The following is a 16,353-nucleotide window of genomic DNA, read 5'->3' on the forward strand; positions in this document are numbered from 1 at the left end:
GCGCCGGACGTCTCGATCCTGATCGACAAGACCATCCCGGTGGCCGGGGGCATGGCCGGCGGCAGCGCAGACGCGGCGGCGGTGCTGGTCGCCATGAACGCGTTGTGGGAATTGGGTGTGCCCCGCCGCGATCTGCGCACGCTGGCCGCCCAGCTGGGCAGCGACGTACCGTTCGCGCTGCACGGCGGCACCGCACTGGGCACGGGGCGCGGGGAGGAGCTGGCCACCGTGCTGTCCCGCAACACCTTCCACTGGGTGCTGGGATTCGCCGGCCACGGGCTGTCGACCCCTGCGGTGTTCGCCGAGCTCGACCGGCTCAGGGACGTAGGGGACCCGCCCCGGCTGGCCGAGCCCGGACCGGTGCTGGCCGCGCTGGCCGCAGGCGATCCCGCCGGGCTGGCGCCGTTGCTGGGCAACGAGATGCAGGCGGCCGCGGTGAGTCTGCAGCCGGGCCTGCGGCGTGCCCTGCGCGCCGGTGTCGAGGCCGGCGCGCTGACGGGCCTCGTGTCCGGCTCCGGACCGACGTGCGCGTTCCTGTGCGCCTCGGCGGGTTCGGCGGTCGACGTGGGCGCCGAGCTGGCCGGGGCGGGCGTCTGCCGCACCGTGCGCGTTGCCAGCGGCCCGGTGCCCGGCGCGCGCGTGGTGCCGTCGCCCACCGAGGTGTGAAACGAGGTGTGAAACGAGGTGTGAAACGAGGGTGAAATCACACCGAAACGCCGTAATGGTTTGGAGGTTACTTAAGAGGAGTTTAAGATGGCTCGCGGTGACGAACAGCGGTGAGCAGAATCCCTCCACCCGGCGCTTCGGCGGGCGGGCCGCGATCGCGTGCAGGGTCGGCGATCCATCACCGATTCGAGACCTAACCGCTGCCCAACTGTGCTCGCGCGCCGCCTACCACGCGGCGTCCGGCGGGCGGAACATGAAATTCCGGGCCATGGGTACAGTGCCGGAACCGAGGAGGCTTCTGTGAGCAGGTTTACCGAGAAGATGTACCGGAACGCCCGCACGGCCACGACCGGCATGGTCACCGGCGAACCCCACGAACCCGTCCGGCACACCTGGGGTGAGGTTCACGAGCGGGCGCGTCGCATCGCTGGCGGTCTGGCCGCGGCCGGCATCGGCCTCGGCGACGCGGTCGGTGTGCTCGCCGGCTTCCCCGTGGAAATCGCCCCGACGGCGCAGGGCCTGTGGATGCGCGGGGCCAGCCTGACCATGCTGCACCAGCCGACACCGCGCACCGACCTGGCCGTGTGGGCCCACGACACGATGACCGTCATCGGCATGATCGAGGCCAAGGCCGTCATCGTCTCCGAGCCCTTCCTGGTGGCGATCCCGGTGCTCGAGGAGAAGGGCGTCAAGGTCCTCACCGTCGCCGACCTGCTGGCATCGGACCCGGCCGACCCCGTCGAGGTCGGCGAGGACGACCTGGCGCTGATGCAGCTGACGTCCGGGTCGACCGGGTCGCCCAAGGCCGTCCAGATCACCCATCGCAACATCTACTCCAACGCCGAGGCGATGTTCATCGGCGCCCAGTACGACGTCGACTCCGACGTCATGGTCAGCTGGCTGCCCTGCTTCCACGACATGGGCATGGTCGGGTTTCTGACGATCCCGATGTACTTCGGCGCGGAACTGGTCAAGGTCACGCCGATGGACTTCCTGCGCGACACGCTGCTGTGGGCCAAGCTCATCGACAAGTACCAGGGCACCATGACCGCGGCGCCCAACTTCGCCTACGCCCTGCTCGCCAAGCGGTTACGCCGCAACGCCAAACCCGGCGACTTCGACCTGTCGAGCCTGCGCTTCGCGCTGTCCGGCGCCGAGCCGGTCGAGCCGGCCGACGTCGAGGACCTGCTGGACGCGGGCCGGCCGTTCGGCCTGAGTTCCTCGGCAATCCTGCCGGCCTACGGCATGGCCGAGACGACGCTGGCGGTGTCGTTCTCGGAGTGCAACGCCGGCCTGGTCGTCGACGAGGTCGACGCCGACCTATTGGCCGCGCTGCGCCGCGCCGTGCCCGCCGGCAAGGGCAACACCCGCCGGCTGGCCACGCTCGGCCCCCTGCTCAAGGACCTCGAGGCCCGCGTCGTCGACGACGACGGCAACGTGTTGCCCCCGCGCGGCGTCGGTGTCATCGAGCTGCGTGGTGATTCGTTGACACCCGGTTACCTGACCATGGGCGGGTTCATATCGGCTCAGGACGAACACGGCTGGTATGACACCGGGGACCTCGGCTACCTCACCGAGGAGGGTCACGTCGTGGTGTGTGGCCGCGTCAAGGACGTCATCATCATGGCGGGCCGCAACATCTACCCCACCGACATCGAGCGCGCCGCCGGCCGCGTCGAGGGGGTGCGGCCCGGCTGCGCCGTCGCGGTGCGCCTGGACGCCGGCCACTCCCGCGAGACGTTCGCCGTCGCCGTCGAGTCCAACGCGTGGCAGGACCCCGCCGAGGTGCGCCGAATCGAGCACCAGGTCGCCCACGAGGTGGTGGCCGAGGTCGATGTCCGGCCGCGCAACGTCGTCGTGCTGGGGCCGGGCACCATCCCGAAGACCCCGTCGGGCAAGCTGCGCCGTTCCACGTCGGTCACGCTGGTCACCTAGTCCGGTCCAGCAGACGTCGGCCCAGCTGGCGTCGGTCCGGCAGACGTCGGCCCAGCTGGCGTCGGTCCGGCAGACACAAAAGCCCCTCGCGATCGGCGCGTCGCGGGGTTTTCACGTCTGCTCGCCAAGGGGATTACCAGGCGTGGACCCGGTTTTGCGCGGGTTCCAACCCGAGTTCGATGAGCAGCTCGGTCGCGTCGGCGGCCTGCTCGCAGAGCGTGGGCACTTCGGCGCGTTCGGCACTGCTGAAGCTTTCCAGCACGAACGCCGCGGGATCTTTGCGCCCGGGCGGGCGGCCGATTCCGACGCGCACCCGCGCAAACTCCTTGCTCCCCAGCGCGGCCGCCACCGAGCGCAGCCCGTTGTGGCCGCCCTCACCGCCGCCGATCTTGAGCCGGATGCGGCCGAAATCCAGGTCGAGGTCGTCGTGGATGACGACGACGTCGGCCGGGGCCACCGAGTAGAACTTCGCCAGCGGCCCGACCTGGCGCCCGGACTCGTTCATGTAGCAGCGCGGCTTGGCCAGCAACACCGAATGCCCGCCCAGCCGGCCGCTGACCACTTCCGCACCGGAACGCTTGTGCGCCTTGAACTTTGAGCCCAGCCGCGCGGCCAGCAGGTCGGCAACCATGAACCCGATGTTGTGCCGGGTACGTGCGTAGTTGTCTCCGGGATTGCCCAGGCCGACCACGAGTAGCGGTTCGGCCACGTCCCGGGCCGCCTACTCGCCGGCCTCGTCGGGAACCTCGACCTCGGCCGTCTCGGGCTCGGAGACTTCGCCGCCGCCTTCGCCCTCCAACTCCTCGGCGCTCGGCGCGTTCACCACGTTGACCACCAGCAACTCGGGGTCGGAGATCAGGTTGACCCCGGCCGGCAGCGTGATCTGCCCGGCGGTGATCTGGGTACCGGGCTCGACGTCCTCGACGGACACGGTCAGCTGCTCGGGGATCGACGACACGTCGGCCTCGATCTCGACGCTGTTGGTTTCGTGCCGGACCAGGGTGCCGGGCGCGGCGTCACCCTGCACCTCGATGTTGACCTCGACGACGACTTTCTCGCCGCGACGCACGACCACCAGGTCGGCGTGCTGGATGGCGCGGCGGATGGGGTGGATGTCGAGCGCCTTGGTCAGTGCCAGCTGCTCGGTTCCCTCGATGTCGAGGGTGAGGATGGCGTTGGTGCCCGCGTGGCGCAGCACGGCCGCGTAGTCGTGGCCGGGCAGCTCCAAGTGCTGCGGGTCGGCGCCGTGACCGTAGAGAACGGCCGGGATCTTGCCTGCGCGGCGGGCTCGCCGCGACGCGCCCTTGCCGGTCTCGGCCCGCCGCGTGACCGCCAGTCGGTTGGCCGGTGCCTTCGCCATGATGTCGCTCCTGTGTGCTCGTTGCCCGGTTTCGGGGCACGGCCAGGGTCGCGACTGGTGAGTCGGTCTCCGTCGATAACGGGGCTGGTCGGCCAGCCGCCCTCGCCGTGACGCCCGGCCAGGTTAGCGCATCTGCGCCTCAGAGCGGAAATTTGGTGCCGGTCAGCTGCTCGGACAGGTCCCACAGCGCGGCGGCCGTGGCCGCGTCCCGGGCCCGGCGGCTGCGCCCCACGGGCTGCGTCCGGCCGAGGTGGCCGAATCGGGGGCCGACGAACGTGTCGCCCGGCAGGTCCTGAGACGCCGCGTACAGGGTCTGCCGGGCACCGAAGTCGGCGTCGGTGGCCACCAACCGCGTGGCGGCCGACACGAGCGCGTCGCTGAGCTTGCGGCCGGTGGCTCCCTGCAGGTTGGTGTGCGAATAGCCGGGGTGGGCGGCCAGGGCGCGCAGCGGCGAACCCGCCGAGTCGAGACGTCGCTGCAATTCGCTGGTGAACAGCAGGTTGGCCAGCTTCGACTGGCTGTAGGCCAGCCACGCCGAATAACGCCGGTTCGTCCAGTTGAGGTCGTCGAGGCTGATGCGGCCCGGCCAGTGCGCCATCGAGGAGACAGTGACCACGCGGTCGGTGAGCTTGGGCAGCAGCAGGTTGGTTAGCGCGAAATGGCCGAGGTGGTTGGTGCCGATCTGGCTCTCGAAGCCGTCGACGGTCAGTGCATAGGGTGCGGCCATGATGCCGGCGTTGTTGATCAGGACGTCTGCTTTGTCGACCCCGTCAGCGAACCGGCGGACTGACGACAGATCCCGAAGGTCGAGCTGGCGCACCTCGAACCGGCCGGCTAGCCGGCGTGCGGCTGCCTCGCCCTTGGCGGTGTTGCGTACGGCCATGACGATCTCGGCGCCGGTGCGGGCCAGCTCGCGGGCCGTCACCGCGCCCAGCCCGCTGGTGGCGCCGGTGACGATCACGGTGCGTCCGGCGAACGAGGGCAGGTCTGCGGCGGTCCAGTCGGTCATGGTTTTCAACCTAGCGCCCGACGTCGAACTTCAGCGGAAGAGCCGTGGGCCCGGTGGTCCCGCGCCTGCCCGTCACTTCGCCGCGACGACGAAGCCGTGGAGGATCGCCTCGATGCCGGAGGACTCCGCGACCGCCTGGTCGGCCAGGCTGGTGATCGTCAGCTGAACCAGGTAGCGCTGTCTGGCGGGCGGCGAGCCGGTCGCGATGACGATCCGGTTCACACTGTGCAACCGCATGCCGTCGAGGTCGTAGCTGCCCTGGATCATCGACGACGGAAAACCGTGGTAGGGCGCCCCCGAGGCGTCCAGCTGCGTGAAGTTCTCGAACAGCTGCGCGTCGTCGTTGCCGTGCTTGATCACCTGCGCCGGGTCGAAGTCGCCGCGCAGCCGAAACACCACCAGCCGCGCGGTCGGGAACTTGCCGTCCTTGGACAGCATCACCGTCTCCCGCGCGATGTTCGGGCTGGTGAACGACGACCAGCCCGGCGGGGTCGGGATCGACACGGTCAGGTCCGGCAGGGACCCGGGTGCCACCTGCTCGCCGGTGACGCCGATGCTCTGCAGATACTGCGACAGCGGGACGGGTTTTGCGGTGGGCGTGGTGACACTGGTGGTCGGGGTCGTCGACAGGATCGAGCGGAAATCCGGGTTTTTCGGTGCGCAGGCCGCTGCGGTCAGCGCCGCGGCGACTACCGCGAGAAGCCGGATGGCCCGTGCTCTCACAGAATTGCGCGGGTCGACGTCGCCGGCTCGTCGCGCGGCGGCGGGTTCTTCCGGGACGCGACGACCGCCCTCCTCGCCTCAGCGCCCATCTATGCGTCTCCGTCGAAAAGTCCCGTGACTGAACCATTCTCGAAGACGGCGCGGATGGTACTGGCCAGTAGCGGCGCGATCGACAGCACGGTCAGCTGCGGGAAACGCTTGTTGTCGTCGATCGGGAGCGTGTTGGTGACGATCACCTCGCGGGCGCCGCAGCCGGCCAGCCGTTCGGCGGCCGGATCCGAGAGCACACCGTGGGTCGCGGCGATGATCACATCGGTGGCGCCGTCGTCGTGCAACAGCTTCACCGCACCGGCGACGGTGCCGCCGGTGTCGATCATGTCGTCGATCAGCACGCAGGTGCGCCCCTCGACCTCGCCGACCACGCGGTTGGACACCACCTGGTTGGGCACCCGCGGGTCGCGGGTCTTGTGGATGAACGCCAGCGGGGCTCCGCCCAGCGCGTCGGCCCACTTCTCGGCGATGCGCACCCGGCCCGAGTCCGGGGAGACCACCACCATGTCGCCGCCGGGGTAGTTGTCCTTGATGTAAGCGGTCAGCAGGTGCTGGCCGCGCATGTGGTCGACGGGTCCGTCGAAGAAACCCTGGATCTGGTCGGTGTGCAGGTCGACGGTCACGATCCGGTCGGCGCCCGCGGTCTTGAGCAGGTCGGCGACCAGCCGCGCGGAGATCGGCTCGCGACCACGGTGCTTCTTGTCCTGCCGGGCGTACGGGTAGAACGGCATGACCGCGGTGATCCGCTTGGCGCTGCCCCGCTTGAGCGCGTCGATCATGATCAGCTGTTCCATCAGCCAGGTGTTCACCGGCATCGGGCACGACTGCAGGACGAACGCGTCGCAGCCGCGCACCGACTCGTTGAAGCGCACGAAGATCTCGCCGTTGGCGAACTCCCGCGCGACCTGGGCGGTGACGTGCACGTCGAGTTCTTTGGCCACCTGCTCGGCCAGCTCGGGATGCGCACGGCCGGAGAAGAGCATCAGGTTCTTGCGGTTATCGGTCCAGTCGTGGCTCACGCTGCTGCCCCCGCCGTTCGGGATCGAATGGGAAGAAGCCCCATCGTACGTAGCGCAGGGTAGTGCTACGTACACGGGTTGCCAGGAGACGAACTCACCGTGTCTATTCGGGCTCGGACGCCTGGGTCTATTCGGGCTCGGACGCCTGGCCGTCCCGGCCGGCCGCCTCCGCGGCGGCCTGTGCGGCCGCGCTGCCCGGCCGCTTGCGGCGTACCCAGCCTTCGATGTTGCGCTGCGGTCCGGCCGAGACCGCCAGCGCCCCGGGGGGGACGTCGTCGCGCACCACCGTGCCGGCGCCGGTGTAGGCCCCGTCGCCGACGGTCACCGGGGCCACGAACATGGTGTCCGAGCCGGTGCGCACGTGCGAGCCGATGGTGGTGCGCCGTTTGGATTCGCCGTCGTAGTTGACGAACACGCTGGACGCGCCGATGTTGCTGTGTGCGCCGATGTCGGCGTCGCCGACGTACGTCAGGTGCGGGACCTTGGTGCCCGCGCCGATGGTGGAGTTCTTGGTTTCGACGAACGCGCCCAGCTTGCCGTCCGCTCCCAGCACGGTCCCGGGCCGCAGATACGTGAAGGGCCCGACCGATGCGCCGTCGCCGATCGAGGACTGGGTGCCGTGGGTGCGCACCACCACCGCGCCGTCACCTACGGTCACGTCGGTCAGCGTGGTGTCCGGGCCGACGACGCAGCGACCGCCCACCCGGGTGCCGCCGAGCAACTGGGTTCCGGGCTGGATGACGGTGTCGCGGCCGATCGTCACGTCGACGTCGATCCACGTGGTGGCGGGATCGACGATCGTGACCCCGGCCATCTGGTGTGCGGCGACGATGCGGCGGTTGAACTCGGCCCCCAGTTCGGCGAGCTGGACGCGGTTGTTCACCCCGGCGACCAGCGCGCTGTCGTCGACGTGGCGGGCATGCACGGCACGGCCGTCGCGGCGCAGGATGGCCACGGCGTCGGTGAGGTAGAGCTCCTGCTGGGCGTTGTCGGCGCTCAGGCGGCTCAGCGCCCAGCGCAATGCCCCGAGGTCGAAGGCATAGACGCCCGCGTTGACCTCGTGGATCTCCCGCTGCGACGGTGTGGCGTCGGCGTGCTCCACGATTGCGGTCACCTCGTTGTCCTGGGTGCGCAGGATTCGCCCGTAGCCGCTGGGATCGCTCAGCGTGGTGGTCAGCACCGTGACCGCGGCCCGGTGCTCGGGCCCGGCCGCGCCGTGCGCGGCGATCAGGTCGGCCAGGGTGTCGGTATCCAGGAGCGGCGTGTCCCCGGGAGTGACGACGACGATGCCCGCGTAGTCGTCGGGTAGGGCGGCCAGGCCGCACAGCGTCGCATGCCCGGTACCCAGCGGCCGGTCCTGCAGCGCCACGTCGATGGGGCGTCCGACGCTGTCGGCCAGCGCGGCCACCTGCGGTTCGATGCGCTGGTGGTCGTGGCCGAGCACCACGACCAGGTGCCGGGGCGCCACCGTGGCGATCGCGTGCAGCGAATGCGACAGCATGCTGCGCCCGGCGATCGTGTGCAGCACCTTGGGGGTGTCCGACCGCATGCGAGTGCCGGCTCCGGCCGCCAGAACCAGGACCGCGGTCTCACCGCGAAACGCCATCGACTCTCCTACCACCCTCGGCGCGCGAACTCGGCCACCTGCCGCCCGCGGGGGAGCGCGTCTGCAGCCGACACGCTGTCAAGCGTGGCATTTCCTGCGCGCTCGAGGCAAAGAGCGGGGCCTTTGTGGGGCTCCGTCGCCAGGACTCGAACCTGAACTATCTGAACCAAAATCAGAGGTGCTGCCGATTACACCACGACGGATCGCATACCGCGGCGACAACTTCCGAATCGCGCCACCCAAACTCTAGACAATGCGGGTCCGGTTGTGGACCCGAGGGAAACGCCGCGGTGGCGGGGTCGGCAAACCGATACGCTGAACGGCGTGGTTGTGCTGGGCGCCGGGCCGGACAAACCGGACAAGGAGGTCCGGTCGCCGCGCGCGCGGATGACCGGCAGCGAGCGCCGCCACCAGCTCATCGGCATCGCGCGCTCGCTGTTCGCCGAACGCGGCTACGACGGCACCTCGATCGAAGAGATCGCCCAGCGCGCCAACGTCTCCAAGCCGGTGGTCTACGAGCATTTCGGCGGCAAGGAGGGTCTGTACGCCGTGGTCGTCGACCGCGAGATGTCGGCGCTGCTCGACGGCATCACCTCGTCGCTGACCAACAACCGGTCCCGGGTGCGGGTCGAGCGGGTCGCCTTGGCGCTGCTCACCTACGTCGAAGAACGCACCGACGGTTTCCGGATCATGATCCGCGACTCGCCGGCCTCGATCAGTTCGGGTACCTACTCCAGCCTGCTCAACGACGCCGTCAGCCAGGTCAGCTCCATCCTGGCCGGCGACTTCGCGCGACGCGGCCTGGATCCGGATCTGGCCTCGCTGTACGCCCAGGCCCTGGTGGGTTCGGTGTCGATGACCGCGCAGTGGTGGCTCGACACCCGCGAACCCAAGAAGGAGGTCGTCGCCGCGCATCTGGTGAACCTGATGTGGAACGGCCTGACCCACCTGGAAGCCGACCCCAGGCTGCAGGACGAATAGGACGGCCGTCGCGGTTTGGCTCGCGATTCCTTGCCGCAGGCGGCAGGGGGCCGGGTGGTCGCCGGAACGGCGCCGGGCCCGATTCTGACGACGTGGCCGCCCCTAGAATGATCGCATCATGACCGCACTGGGGCCTGTTCGCCCAGAAACCCCGATCGCGGGGCTCGTCGAATTGGCGCTCAACGCGCCGACTTTCCGGCAGTTGATCGACAGCGCGGCGGCCCGCCCGGCCGAGCTGAGGATGGCCGGCCCGGTCGGCGCGCGGGTGTTCGTTGCCGCGGCGCTGGCGCGGCGGGGCCCGTTGCTGGTGGTCACCGCGACCGGTCGGGAAGCCGATGACCTCGCGGCCGAGCTGCGCGGCGTGCTCGGCGACGCGGTGGCGGCCTTCCCGTCCTGGGAAACCCTGCCGCACGAGCGGCTTTCGCCGGGCGTGGACACCGTCGGCGCCCGATTGACCGTGCTGCGCCGCCTGACACAGCCCGACCCCGATCCGCAAGGAGCCCGGTTGGGCCCCCCGTTGCAGGTGGTGGTGACCGCGGTGCGTTCCCTGCTGCAGCCGATGGCCCCGGGGCTGGGTCTGGTCGAACCGGTCACCATGACGGTCGGTCAGGAGATCTCGTTCGGCGACGTGGTCTCCCGGCTGGTCGAGCTGGCCTACAGCAGGGTCGACATGGTGGGCCGGCGCGGCGAATTCGCCGTGCGCGGCGGGATCCTCGACGTCTTTCCCCCGACGGCCGAGCACCCGGTGCGCGTCGAGTTCTGGGGCGACGAGGTCAGCGAGATGCGGATGTTCTCGGTCGCCGATCAGCGCTCCATCCCGGAACTCGAGGTCGACACGTTGATCGCGATCGCCTGCCGCGAACTGCTGCTCACCGACGACGTCCGGGAGCGGGCCGCCGCGCTGGCCGCCCGGCACTCGGGGGCCGAGCCCGCCCTCACCGGCAGCGTCACCGACATGCTGGCCAAGCTGGCCGACGGCATCACCGTCGACGGTATGGAGGCGCTGCTCCCGGTGCTGCGTCCGGGCGAGCACGTGCTGCTGACCGACCAGCTGGTCGAGGGCACCCCGGTGCTGCTGTGTGACCCCGAAAAGGTGCGCACCCGGGCCGCCGACCTGATCAAGACCGGCAGCGAGTTCCTTGAGGCGTCGTGGTCGGTCGCGGCAATGGGCACCTCAGAAAATCAAGCGCCCGTCGACATGGCGCAGTTCGGCGGATCGGGCTTCGTCGAGCTGGACGACGTGCACGCCGCTGCCGCGCGGTCAGGCCACCCCTGGTGGACGTTGAGCCAGCTGTCCGACGAGTCGGCCCTGGAGCTCGACATCCGGCCCTCGCCGTCGGCGCGTGGGCATCAGCACGACGTCGACGAAATTTTTGCGATGCTGCGCGCGCACGTCGCGACGGGCGGCGCGGCCGTCGTGGTCGCGCCCGGGACCGGGACCGCGCACCGCGTGGTGGAGCGGCTGGCCGAGTCCGAAACCCCCGCCGCCATGCTGGAGTCGGGCAAAGCTCCCCAACCCGGCGTGGTCGGGGTGCTCAGGGGACCATTGCACGACGGGGTCGTCATTCCCGGAGCCCGACTGGTCATCATCACCGAGACCGACCTGACCGGCAGCCGGGTCACCGACGTCGAGGGCAAGCGGCTGGCGGCCAAGCGGCGCAACACCGTCGACCCGCTGGCATTGACGGCCGGCGACCTGGTGGTCCACGACCAGCACGGCATCGGGCGGTTCGTGGAGATGGTCGAGCGCACCGTCGGCGGCGCCCGGCGCGAGTACCTGGTGCTCGAGTACGCCTCGAGCAAGAGGGGACAGCAGGCCGACAAGCTCTATGTCCCGATGGATTCGCTGGACCAGCTGTCGCGCTACGTCGGCGGGCAGGCACCGGCGCTGAGCCGCCTCGGCGGCAGCGACTGGGCCAACACCAAGACCAAGGCGCGCCGCGCGGTGCGCGAGATCGCCGGCGAGCTGGTGGCCCTGTATGCCAAACGGCAGGCCAGCCCCGGGCACGCGTTCGCCCCCGACACCCCGTGGCAGGCCGAGATGGAGGACGCGTTCGGGTTTACCGAGACCGTCGACCAGCTCACCGCGATCACCGAGGTCAAGGCCGACATGGAAAAGCAGGTCCCGATGGACCGGGTGATCTGCGGCGACGTCGGCTACGGCAAGACCGAGATTGCGGTGCGGGCCGCGTTCAAAGCGGTCCAGGACGGCAAGCAGGTCGCCGTGTTGGTGCCCACCACGCTGCTGGCCGACCAGCACCTGCAGACCTTCACCGACCGGATGGCCGGTTTCCCGGTGACCGTCAAAGGGCTGTCGCGGTTCACCGACGCCACCGAGTCCCGCGCCGTGATCGACGGCCTGGCCGACGGCTCGGTGGACATCGTGATCGGCACCCATCGGCTGCTGCAGACCGGGGTGCGCTGGAAGGACCTGGGACTGGTCGTGGTCGACGAGGAACAGCGGTTCGGCGTCGAGCACAAGGAGCACATCAAGGCGCTGCGCACCCATGTCGACGTGCTGACCATGAGCGCGACCCCGATTCCGCGCACCCTGGAGATGAGCCTGGCCGGGATCCGGGAGATGTCGACGATCCTGACGCCGCCCGAGGAGCGCTACCCGGTGCTGACCTACGTCGGCCCGCAGGACGACAAGCAGGTCGGCGCGGCGTTGCGGCGCGAGCTGATGCGCGACGGTCAGGCCTTCTACGTGCACAACCGGGTCAGCTCGATCGACCGGGTCGCGGCCCGGCTGCGCGAGCTGGTGCCCGAGGCACGCATCGTCGTCGCGCACGGGCAGATGCCCGAGGAGCGGCTGGAACGCACCGTGGCGGGATTCTGGAACCGCGACTACGACATCCTGGTGTGCACGACGATCGTGGAGACCGGGCTGGACATCTCCAACGCCAACACGCTGATCGTCGAGCGGGCCGACACCTTCGGCCTGTCCCAGCTGCACCAGCTGCGTGGCCGGGTGGGACGCAGCCGGGAGCGGGGCTATGCCTACTTCCTGTATCCGCCCGACACGCCGCTGACCGAGACCGCCTACGACCGATTGGCGACCATCGCGCAGAACAACGAGCTGGGTGCGGGGATGGCGGTGGCGATGAAGGACCTCGAGATCCGTGGCGCCGGCAACGTGCTGGGCGTGGAACAGTCCGGGCACGTCGCCGGTGTCGGGTTCGACCTGTACGTGCGGTTGGTGGGCGAGGCGGTGGAAGCATATCGGGCGGCAGCCGACGGCCAGACGGTCGTCGCCGCCGAGGAGCCCAAGGACGTCCGGATCGACCTGCCGGTGGACGCGCACCTGCCCCCGGACTACATCGCCAGTGACCGGCTTCGGCTGGAGGCCTACCGCAGACTGGCGGCGGCCGCCGACGACGTGGCGATCGGCGCGGTCGTCGACGAGCTCGTCGACCGCTACGGGGCGCTGCCCGAACCCGCGCGACGGCTGGTGGCGGTGGCGCGAGTCCGGTTGCTGTGCCGCGGCGCCGGCATCACCGAGGTGTCGGCCCCGTCGGCGCCTTCGACTTCGGTGGTGCGGCTGTCGCCGGTCACGCTGCAAGACTCCGCCCAGGTGCGCCTGGCGCGCATGTATCCGGCGGCGAACTATCGCGCCACGACCGCCACCGTGCAGGTCCCGATTCCCCGGGCCGGCGGAGTCGGGGCGTCGCGTATCCGCGACGTCGAGTTGCTGCAGATGGTGGCCGACCTGGTGACCGCCCTGCAGGGGAAACCGCAGGTGGAGATTGGTATGACGGCTCCGTGATCGTCGTCTTGTTCGACCCCCGCCGGCCATCTCTGGTGCCCGTCGAAGCCGTCGAGCACCTGCGCGGGGAGGTGCAGTACACCGAGGAGATGCCGGTCACGGTGCCGTGGTCGCTGCCCTCGGCGCACCTGGTGGACACCGGCGACGTGGCGCCGGTGCTGTTGTCGTCCGACCCCGAGCACCCCGCCGTCACCGCCCGGCTGGCCGCGGGGGCCCGGCTGATCTCGGCCCCGGAGACCCCGCGCGGCGAACGACTGGTCGACGCCGTGGCGATGATGGACACGCTGCGCACCGCCGGGCCCTGGGAAAGCGCGCAAACCCACGACTCGTTGCGCCGCTACCTGCTGGAGGAGACCTACGAGCTGCTCGACGCGGTCCGCAGCGGCGACGCAGACCAGTTGCGCGACGAACTCGGCGACGTTCTTTTACAGGTGCTCTTCCACGCGCGCATCGCCGAGGAGGCGCCGCAGCACGCGTTCACCATCGACGACGTCGCGCTCGCGCTGACCCGAAAGCTCGGCAACCGGGTACCGGGAGTGCTTGCCGGTGAACCGATCTCACTCGAAGAACAGCTGGCCCAGTGGGAGGAGCGCAAGGCGGCCGAGAAGCCGCGCACTTCCGTGATGGACGATGTCCACACCGGGCAGCCGGCGTTGGCGCTGGCGCAAAAAGTGATTCAGCGTGCGCAGAAAGCGGGGCTGCCCGCAGACTTGATCCCCGCCGAGATCACCTCGGTCGCAGTGTCGGCCGACATCGACGCGGAGAGCGCGCTTCGCACAGCCGTTCTGGGTTTCGTGGACACGGTCCGCATCGTCGAGCGGGAGATCGCCGCCACCCGCCGGGGGGGCAGCGTTGCTGAAGAGCTCGACGCGACGCCGTTGGGCGCGGTGCGTGAGCAGGAGTGGCGGCAGCACTGGCCGTCGATCGCCCGCTAGTGTGGCATGTGAGGCGATAATTCGAATGGATGTCGATGTCTTTGCTGCGCTAGCCGATCTCGGCGACAGTTGATCGGCATTTGACCGCACTTGGTGGCACGGAGAGGCGCCGCGGTCCCCAGATTGCCGAGGCGACCTGAAACGCATGGGACGATGATCACGAGGGAAGTTGATCCAGGGGAGCTGCAGGGGAGCTTGGTGTCGCCGAGGCGTTGGATGCGTGCGGCCGCCGTGATCGGTGCGACCGCCATGCTGATGGCGTCGAGTTGCACCTGGCAGCTCAGCCTGTTCATCCCCGAAGGGGTGCCGCCGCCGGCGGGGGCCCCGGTGCCGCCCGTCGACACCCACGCCGGCGGCAGACCCGCCGACCAGTTGCGAGACTGGGCCGAGCAGCGCTCGGGGCCGCTGGAGATCCCCGTCATCGCGCTGGAGGCCTACGCCTATGCTGCCCGCGTCGCCGAGGTCGAGAACCCTAAGTGCCATATCTCGTGGACCACGCTGGCGGGAATCGGGCAGGTCGAGAGCCACCACGGCACCTACCGGGGGGCGACGCTGTCCGCGAACGGAGATGTGAGCCCGCCCATTCGGGGTGTTCGCCTGGACGGCAGCGGTGGCAATCTGCGCATCGTGGACGCGCAGGAGGACGTCACCGACGCCGACGGCGTGGCGCGGGCGATGGGGCCGATGCAGTTCATCCCGGAGACGTGGCGGTTGTACGGGGTCGACGCCCACAACGACGGAGTCGTCAGCCCCGACAACATCGACGACGCGGCGCTTGCCGCAGCGGGTTACCTGTGCTGGCGGGGCAAGGACCTCGCGACGCCGCGCGGGTGGGTCACCGCACTGCGCGCCTACAACAACTCCAGCGTCTACGCGCGGGCGGTCCGGGACTGGGCGACCGCTTACGCGGCGGGCCACCCGCTGTAGCAGGATGTATCGCTGATACGCGAAGCGGTGTCCAGCACCACCGGCTACCACGCAAGGAGAACCCAGTGCCAATTATCGAGCAGGTCGGGGCCCGCGAGATTCTCGATTCCCGTGGCAACCCGACCGTAGAGGTCGAGATCGCTCTCGGGGACGGGACGTTTGCGCGCGCGGCGGTGCCGTCCGGCGCGTCGACCGGCGAACACGAGGCGGTCGAGCTGCGCGACGGCGGCGAGCGCTACGGCGGCAAGGGCGTACGCAAGGCGGTCGAAGCCGTGCTCGACGAGATCGGCCCGGCGGTGATCGGCCTGGGCGCCGACGACCAGCGGTTGGTGGATCAGGCACTGGTCGACCTCGACGGGACCCCCGACAAGTCGCGGCTGGGCGCCAACGCGATCTTGGGTGTCTCGCTGGCCGTCGCCAAGGCGGCTGCGGATTCCGCGGACTTGCCGCTGTTCCGCTACCTTGGCGGCCCCAACGCGCACATCCTGCCCGTGCCGATGATGAACATCCTCAACGGCGGCGCGCATGCGGACACCGGTGTCGACATCCAGGAGTTCATGGTGGCGCCGATCGGGGCGTCCAGCTTCGGCGAGGCGCTGCGCTGGGGCGCCGAGGTGTACCACGCGCTGAAGTCGGTGCTCAAGAAGCAGGGACTGTCCACCGGCCTGGGCGACGAGGGCGGCTTCGCCCCGGACGTGGCCGGCACGACCGCGGCGCTGGACCTGATCAGCCGGGCGGTCGAAGCGGTGGGTCTGAAACTGGGTGCCGACGTGGCCCTGGCGCTGGATGCGGCGGCCAACGAGTTCCACGCGGATCCCACCGGCTACAACTTCGAGGGCAGCGCCCGCACCGTCGAGCAGATGACGCAGTTCTACGCGGGTCTGCTCGATTCTTACCCGCTGGTGTCGCTGGAAGATCCCCTGTTCGAAGGAGACTGGGATGGCTGGGCGGCCCTGACGGCGGCGATCGGCGACCGGGTGCAGATCGTCGGCGACGACATCTTCGTCACCAACCCCGAGCGGCTCGAGGAAGGCATCGAGAAGGGCGTGGCGAACGCGTTGCTGGTCAAGGTGAATCAGATCGGCACGCTCACCGAGACACTTGATGCCGTCGCGCTCGCGCACCACAGCGGATACCGCACGATGATCAGCCACCGCAGCGGCGAGACCGAGGACACCATGATCGCCGATCTCGCGGTGGCCGTCGGCAGCGGGCAGATCAAGACGGGTGCGCCCGCCCGCAGCGAACGCGTCGCCAAGTACAACCAGCTGCTGCGGATCGAGGAAGCGCTCGGAGACGCCGCCCGTTACGCCGGTGACCTGGCGTTCCCGCGGTTCTCGCCGGAGACGAAGTAGCGTGACGGCCAACGCGAGAC

At 69.8% G+C, this 16,353-nt stretch carries 13 protein-coding genes and 1 tRNA gene; 7 read left to right on the top strand and 7 right to left on the bottom strand.

Annotation, left to right across the window (positions count from 1 at the left end):
* Both AC2VOK_RS18290 and AC2VOK_RS18295 read left to right on the top strand, forming a co-directional pair.
* Nucleotides 1-666, top strand: a 666-nt coding sequence (locus AC2VOK_RS18290) for a 4-(cytidine 5'-diphospho)-2-C-methyl-D-erythritol kinase (protein ID WP_428901735.1), incomplete at its 5' end; no start/stop codon positions are given.
* A 300-nt stretch (nucleotides 667-966) separates the two neighbouring features.
* Nucleotides 967-2,601, top strand: a complete 1,635-nt coding sequence (locus AC2VOK_RS18295) for a fatty acyl-AMP ligase (protein WP_428901736.1) — start codon at nucleotides 967-969, stop codon at nucleotides 2,599-2,601.
* 133 nt (nucleotides 2,602-2,734) lie between these two features.
* Here the strand turns inward: AC2VOK_RS18295 and pth are convergent, their stop codons facing one another.
* From pth to AC2VOK_RS18330, 7 genes are all read right to left on the bottom strand, one after another.
* Entirely contained in the window at nucleotides 2,735-3,310 is a 576-nt protein-coding gene (pth, locus tag AC2VOK_RS18300) for an aminoacyl-tRNA hydrolase (RefSeq protein WP_428901737.1), read from the bottom strand.
* 12 nt (nucleotides 3,311-3,322) lie between these two features.
* On the bottom strand, nucleotides 3,323-3,961 hold the full coding sequence (locus tag AC2VOK_RS18305; protein ID WP_428901738.1) for a 50S ribosomal protein L25/general stress protein Ctc: 639 nt from the start codon (nucleotides 3,959-3,961) through the stop codon (nucleotides 3,323-3,325).
* A gap of 139 nt (nucleotides 3,962-4,100) precedes the next feature.
* Entirely contained in the window at nucleotides 4,101-4,970 is an 870-nt protein-coding gene (locus AC2VOK_RS18310; protein ID WP_428901739.1) for an oxidoreductase, read from the bottom strand.
* 72 nt (nucleotides 4,971-5,042) lie between these two features.
* Complete coding sequence (locus AC2VOK_RS18315) at nucleotides 5,043-5,693, bottom strand: LpqN/LpqT family lipoprotein (protein WP_428901740.1); 651 nt, start codon at nucleotides 5,691-5,693, stop codon at nucleotides 5,043-5,045.
* Nucleotides 5,694-5,782: 89 nt separating this feature from the next.
* Nucleotides 5,783-6,763 (bottom strand): ribose-phosphate diphosphokinase, encoded by a 981-nt coding sequence (locus AC2VOK_RS18320; RefSeq protein WP_421530549.1) that lies wholly within the window; start codon nucleotides 6,761-6,763, stop codon nucleotides 5,783-5,785.
* Between the two features lie 127 nt (nucleotides 6,764-6,890).
* Nucleotides 6,891-8,369, bottom strand: a complete 1,479-nt coding sequence (gene glmU / locus AC2VOK_RS18325; RefSeq protein ID WP_428901741.1) for a bifunctional UDP-N-acetylglucosamine diphosphorylase/glucosamine-1-phosphate N-acetyltransferase GlmU — start codon at nucleotides 8,367-8,369, stop codon at nucleotides 6,891-6,893.
* A 131-nt stretch (nucleotides 8,370-8,500) separates the two neighbouring features.
* A tRNA-Gln gene (locus tag AC2VOK_RS18330) sits at nucleotides 8,501-8,572 on the bottom strand.
* Nucleotides 8,573-8,756: 184 nt separating this feature from the next.
* On the opposite strand from AC2VOK_RS18330, the gene AC2VOK_RS18335 reads away from it, so the two are divergent.
* The 5 genes from AC2VOK_RS18335 to eno all read left to right on the top strand — a co-directional run bounded on the left by AC2VOK_RS18335 (nucleotide 8,757) and on the right by eno (nucleotide 16,333).
* On the top strand, nucleotides 8,757-9,350 hold the full coding sequence (locus AC2VOK_RS18335; protein WP_428901758.1) for a TetR/AcrR family transcriptional regulator: 594 nt from the start codon (nucleotides 8,757-8,759) through the stop codon (nucleotides 9,348-9,350).
* Nucleotides 9,351-9,468: 118 nt separating this feature from the next.
* On the top strand, nucleotides 9,469-13,116 hold the full coding sequence (mfd, locus tag AC2VOK_RS18340) for a transcription-repair coupling factor (protein WP_428901742.1): 3,648 nt from the start codon (nucleotides 9,469-9,471) through the stop codon (nucleotides 13,114-13,116).
* Nucleotides 13,113-14,051, top strand: a complete 939-nt coding sequence (locus AC2VOK_RS18345) for a nucleoside triphosphate pyrophosphohydrolase (protein WP_428901743.1) — start codon at nucleotides 13,113-13,115, stop codon at nucleotides 14,049-14,051. The genes mfd and AC2VOK_RS18345 overlap by 4 nt, the downstream gene beginning before the upstream one ends.
* A 198-nt stretch (nucleotides 14,052-14,249) precedes the next feature.
* Nucleotides 14,250-14,978, top strand: coding sequence for a lytic transglycosylase domain-containing protein (locus AC2VOK_RS18350; protein WP_428901744.1), 729 nt, complete (start codon nucleotides 14,250-14,252; stop codon nucleotides 14,976-14,978).
* 65 nt (nucleotides 14,979-15,043) lie between these two features.
* Entirely contained in the window at nucleotides 15,044-16,333 is a 1,290-nt protein-coding gene (gene eno / locus AC2VOK_RS18355; protein ID WP_428901745.1) for a phosphopyruvate hydratase, read from the top strand.
* Nucleotides 16,334-16,353 lie beyond the last annotated feature (20 nt).

This window comes from Mycobacterium sp. TH-M116, assembly GCF_057473685.1.